At 71.4% G+C, this 5,485-nt stretch carries 3 protein-coding genes; all 3 read left to right on the top strand.

What is annotated here, in order from left to right; translation table 11 throughout:
• The first annotated feature begins 117 nt into the window (after positions 1 to 117).
• Positions 118 to 222, top strand: coding sequence for a hypothetical protein (locus I5G_RS24290; protein ID WP_148286367.1), 105 nt, complete (start codon positions 118 to 120; stop codon positions 220 to 222).
• 642 nt (positions 223 to 864) lie between these two features.
• Positions 865 to 4,725, top strand: a complete 3,861-nt coding sequence (locus I5G_RS24285) for a glycoside hydrolase (protein ID WP_083896520.1) — start codon at positions 865 to 867, stop codon at positions 4,723 to 4,725.
• 176 nt (positions 4,726 to 4,901) lie between these two features.
• Positions 4,902 to 5,485: NAD(P)-dependent alcohol dehydrogenase (locus I5G_RS01900; RefSeq protein ID WP_022877542.1), on the top strand; the 584-nt coding region annotated here is incomplete at its 3' end.

Genomic DNA, 5,485 nt, shown 5'->3' with positions numbered 1-5,485 from the left:
GGGCCCCCGTTCCCGGGCGGGTAAGCGTCTCGGTTTCGACGACATGCCGAAGTCCGCGACTTTTGGCCCCCGCTCACGACCGTGCGCCAGCGCTTCGAGAGCGTCGGCGAAGAGGCCATGAGCGCACTCATCGCCGACATCGAGGCGCCCGGCGGGGAGCACGCCCGCACCCTCATCCCGACGTCGCTCGTGGTGCGGCAGAGTTCCGGGCCGCGGGCCTGACGCGCGCGCCGCGCCGCGGTGGCGCTGGTGCGCGCCGCGGTGGCGCTGGTGCGGGCGGTGGCGGCGCTGGTGCGGGCCGTGACGAGCGGAGGAGATCCGGCGAGCGGAGGACCGAGGTCGTTGCATCCGTCCTCCCGTCGCCGTGTTTCCTCCGCTGATCACGCGGGTCGGGCGCGGGGGCAGCGCGGCTGCCGCGTCGGCGCGGGGTCATGCCTGGTTGGGCTGGGCTGCGGCACGGGTGCGTGGCGAGCGGAGGAGATACGGGGAGCGGAGGGCCGAAGTGGTGGCATCCGTCCTCCCGTCGCCGTGTTTCCTCCGCTGAGCACGCGGGTTCGGCGCGGAGGCAGCGCACCTGCCGTGTCGCCGCGGGTGCGGGCCGTGACGAGCGGAGGAGATGCGGGGAGCGGAGGGCCGAAGTGGTGGCATCCATCCTCCCTTCGCCGTATTTCCTCCGCTGATCACGCGCCGACCCGGCTCGCGAGAGGGGCCGCAACGACCCACCAAGATCACCCGCTCGAGTCGCGCGCGGGCGTTGTGCCACCGCGGCGGCCTCCGCTAGGTTCGGTGTTGACGTCAACATGTTGACGTCAACATGTCCCATCCCCCCATGGCCGCGACGCTGCGGCCGGAATCGGAATGACGATGAAGTCAGCTCGACTGCTGTCGATCACCTGTGCGGTCGCCCTCGCGACCGGCGGAATGGCCGCAACCAGCGCCGTGGCCCCCGCGGTGGCGGCGCCGAACGCGACGGTCCACATCACCCCGAACCCCGCGACGGCGGCGGAACCGTTCGAGGGCTGGGGCACCAGCCTGGTGTGGTTCGCCAACGCGACCGGCAACTACCCCGCCGACGTGCGGCAGAAGCTCTTCGACGCCGTCTTCGGCGACGACGGGCTGAACCTCAACATCGCCCGCTACACATTCGGCGGTGGCAACGCCTCGGACGTGCCGGCGTACCTGCGACCGGGCGGCGCCGTCCCGGGGTTCTGGAACCCCGACCTCGACGCCACCGACTCCCAAGGGGCGATCACCTCGAACTTCGCGGACCGCGATCGCTACAAGGCGGCGTGGAACCCCGATGACCCGAACGCCTACGACTTCGACGCCGACTCGGCGCAACGGTGGTGGATCGACGCGTTGAAGGGCAAGGTCACCCACTGGGAGGCGTTCAGCAACTCCCCGCCGTACTTCCTCACGCAGAGCGGCTACGTCTCCGGCGGCATCAACAACGCCACGAGCGAGCAGCTCGCTCCGGCCGACATGGACAAATTCGCCGGGTACCTCGTGACCGTCGTCGACGAACTCGAGAAGAAGCACGGGGTGAAATTCGACACGATCGACCCGTTCAACGAGCCGAACACGGACTACTGGTCGACGCGGATCCCCCAGGGCCAGCAGTGGCCGACGTCCGCGAGCCGGCAGGAGGGTGCTCACATCGGCCCGAAGGCGCAGGATGCCATGATCCAGGCGCTCGCGGCCCGTCTCGCGCAGCCCGGGACGACGACGGATGCCGTGATCTCGGCGATGGACGAGACGAACCCGAGCATCTTCGCGACGAACTGGAACACGTGGTCGGCGCAGTCGAAGGGGCTCGTCGACCAGCTGAACGTCCACACGTACGGTACGGACGGACGGCAGGTCGTGCGTGACATCGCCAAGGCCGCGGACAAGCCGCTGTGGATGAGCGAGGTCGAGGGCAACTGGACCGACCAGAGCCGCGGCTTCGTGACGAACGACATCGAGAACGGTCTCGGCATGGCCCAGCACATCGTGGGCGACCTGCGCGAGCTGGAGCCGACCGCATGGGTCTTCTGGCAGCCCGTCGAAGACCTCTACAACATGCAGAAGGTTGAGAAGCTCAACTGGGGCAGCGTCTTCATCGACTTCGACTGCAACGCCGAGGGCAAGTCGTTGCGGCGCATCGCCGACGGCGAGGCGGACCCCTCGTGCAAGGTGCTGACCAACGAGAAGTTCAACACCGTGCGCAACTTCACGCACTACATCCACCCGGGCGACCGCCTGATGGCGACCGACGACACCCAGTCCACCGCGGCGATCGACGCCGACGGACAGGGCGCCACCATCGTGCACGTCAACTCCGAGGCGACCGACCGCACGGTCGAGATCGACCTGCGGGACTTCGGCACGATCGCGCCGGGCGCGACGGTGACCCCGATCGTCACGACGCAGTCCACCGCGGATCAGCCCTCGGCCAACGCCCTGAGGGAGGGTGCGAAGGTCGCCGTGAACGTGGCATCCCGAACCGCCACCGTCACGGTTCCCGCGAAGTCGGTCACGACGTTCGTGATCGACGGCGTCTCGGGCGTCTCGGACGACGCCGCCGCCTTCCGCGACGGCGACACCGTGCAGCTGACCGGGCTCCAGAGCGGTCTCGCGCTCGACGGGTCGGGCGCGGGCCTCGCGCTCCAGCGCAGCGCCACCGCCACCGACGCGATCCGCGCGCAGTCCTGGACGGTGCGCACCGTCGCGGGCGCCGGCACGAACCGGCACCGGTTCACGCTCCAGAACGGGACGGGGAAGTTCCTCGCGTCCCGCAACGGCGGCACCGCGCTGGTCGACTCCGACCCGGCGACCGCCGCCGCGGATCCGGCCCTGCAGTGGATGGCATCCACGACGGACGGCACGTACCTCTCGGTCCTCAACGTCGCGAGCGAGCGGGTGCTCGACGTCAACGGGCAGAGCACGACGCCCGGAGCCACGGTGGGTCTGTGGACGTCGAACGGCGGCGCGAACCAGCAGTGGCGTCTGTCGAGCTCGCGCATCGTGGGCACCGAGCCGGTGTCGGTCGCCACGGCGGTCGGTGTGGTTCCGGCGCTCCCGGCCCAGGCGGTCGTCCGCTACGCCGGTCGCCAGCTGCGTGCGGCCGCGGTGACGTGGCAGCTCGACGGTGCGGACTGGTCGCGACCCGGGACGGTGCAGGTGCGCGGAACGGGCACGGACGTCTTCGGTGCCGCGTTCGAGGCGAGCGCGACGGTCGAGGTCGGTGCCTTCGCGGCGACGCGTCCCGCCTCGGTCACGGTGCCCGCGGGGAGCGCGCTGTCGCTCGTGCAGGGCCAGGCCGACGGCGACGTTGAGGCCGAGCTGACCCCGTCGGGCGGCGGGTACCGGATCCCCGTCGAGTGGACGTGGGACGGGCTGACGGATGCCGCGTTCGCGCAGCCGGGAACGGTGACCGTCCCGGGTATCGCGACCGGCCCCACCGGGGAACGTCTCGACGCGAAGCTGACGGTGATCGTCACCGCCGCTTCGGAGCGCAACGTCGCCCCGGACAGCCAGCCGTCGGCGACGTTCACCGAGTCCGGGTACCCGGTGAGCAACACGATCAACGGCATCGCGACCGACAAGGGCTGGTCGAACTGGAAGGGTGGCACGAAGAACGAGCAGGACACCCTCAGCTACGCGCTCGCGCAGCGGGAGACGCTCACGCACGTCGCCGTGCAGTTCTACCGCGACGGCAACAGCCTGAGCTGGCCGGCCACGATGCGCATCGACCACAGGGTGCGCGGCGGGGAGTGGGTCCAGGGCGACCTCGTCCCGGTGCCGGCCCCCTCGAGCGGCGCGCCGCGCGTCGACGTGCCCGTCACCGGCGCGGCCGACGAGGTGCGGGTGGTGATGAACGCCCGCTCGCAGACGCACATGATCGTGTCGGAGGTCGAGATCTTCGCCGCCTCCGCCTCGCCGGCCGGCATCGCCGACCTCGCGCGGCTCACGGTGGGGGATCAGCCCGTCGCGGGCTTCGACCCGAAGGTGTTCGACTACACCGTGGCGTCGACGGGTGCCGCGTGGCCCGAACTCCACGCGCTGGCGGTCGACGAGGATGCCGCGGTCGAGGTCACCCAGCCCGGTGACACGGCCGACACGGCCCGTGCCGTCGGCGGCGTCGGCTCCGTCCGCGTGACAGCGCCCGACGGCACCGTGCAGACCTACACGGTCACGGTCGAGCGCACCGTCGGCGTCAGCGCCCCGGTCGTCACGGGGGAGCCGCGCGTCGGATCGACCGTGCGGGCGAGTGCCACGACCGACCCGGCCGACGCCGCGCTGAGCTACGCGTGGCTGCGCGACGGTTCGCCGATCCCGGATGCCACAACCGAGGCCTACGCGCTGGTCGCGGCCGATGAGGGGCGGGAGATCTCGGTCGAGATCACCGCGTCCGCGACCGGCTTCGCGGCCGGGACGGCGCGGTCCGCGGCGATCGTTCCGGCGGCCGCGCCGGTCGACCCGGGCACGGGCGGCGGCGACGGCTCCGGAACGGGCGGCGGCACGGGCTCGGGCACGGGCACGGGCACCGGCTCCTCCGCCGGATCGGGGGCGGTGTCCATCGGCTCCGGATCGACGAACGGTTCCCGCGGCGACCTCGCCGCGACGGGGCTGCACGGTGACGGGATCGCGGCCGGCGCGGCCAGCGCGATCGTGCTGCTCTTGATCGGCGGCGCGCTCGTGCTGTGGCGTCGTCGTCGCAGCCAGGGCGACACCCGCCCCTGATCCACGCGTGAACGGGCCGCGCCGGTCGCCTTTGGGCGGTCGGCGCGGCCCCGTTTCGTCCGCGGCGCCCGCCACTCGGCATCCATACGCTTCGCGCACGTCCGTGCAACCCCGCCCTCTGGGCTCCGCGACGCGGAAAAATGGACCCGTCCCCAAACCCCTCACCGAGGAGACCCATGCACGTCAACGCGTACGCGGCGAAGTCCGCCACCTCCCCGCTCGAACCGACGACGATCGAGCGGCGCGCGGTCGGCCCGGCCGACGTCCTGATCGACATCGCCTACGCCGGCATCTGCCATTCCGACATCCACACCATCCGCGGGGAGTGGGGCGAGGTGCCTTACCCGCTGACCGTCGGCCACGAGATCGTCGGCACGGTCGCCGAGGTCGGCTCCGACGTCACGAAGTACGCCGTCGGCGACCGTGTCGGCGTCGGCTGCATGGTCAACTCGTGCCGCGAGTGCGCGAACTGCCTCGCCGGCGAGGAGCAGTACTGCCTCAACGGCAACGTCGGCACCTACGCCGGCATCGACCGCGACGGCACCGTCACCCAGGGCGGCTACTCGGAGAAGATCGTCGTCGACCAGGACTTCGTGCTGCGCGTGCCCGAGTCGATCCCGTACGAGAAGGCAGCTCCCCTGCTGTGCGCGGGCATCACGACGTACTCGCCGCTGAACCACTGGGACGCCGGCCCCGGCAAGAAGGTCGCGATCGTCGGCCTCGGCGGGCTCGGCCACATGGCCGTCAAGATCGCGCACGC

This window comes from Microbacterium sp. B19, from assembly GCF_000333395.1.
Lineage (GTDB): Bacteria > Actinomycetota > Actinomycetes > Actinomycetales > Microbacteriaceae > Microbacterium.
Note: the sequence above shows the minus strand (reverse complement) of the source record. Positions and strands in the feature narration are given on the sequence as shown.

Bases quoted from the DNA above. Each gene is read 5' to 3' on its own strand.
- I5G_RS24290 (WP_148286367.1), top strand. From the start codon at position 118: ATGAGCGCACTCATCGCCGACATCGAGGCGCCCGGCGGGGAGCACGCC.
- I5G_RS24285 (WP_083896520.1), top strand. From the start codon at position 865: ATGAAGTCAGCTCGACTGCTGTCGATCACCTGTGCGGTCGCCCTCGCG.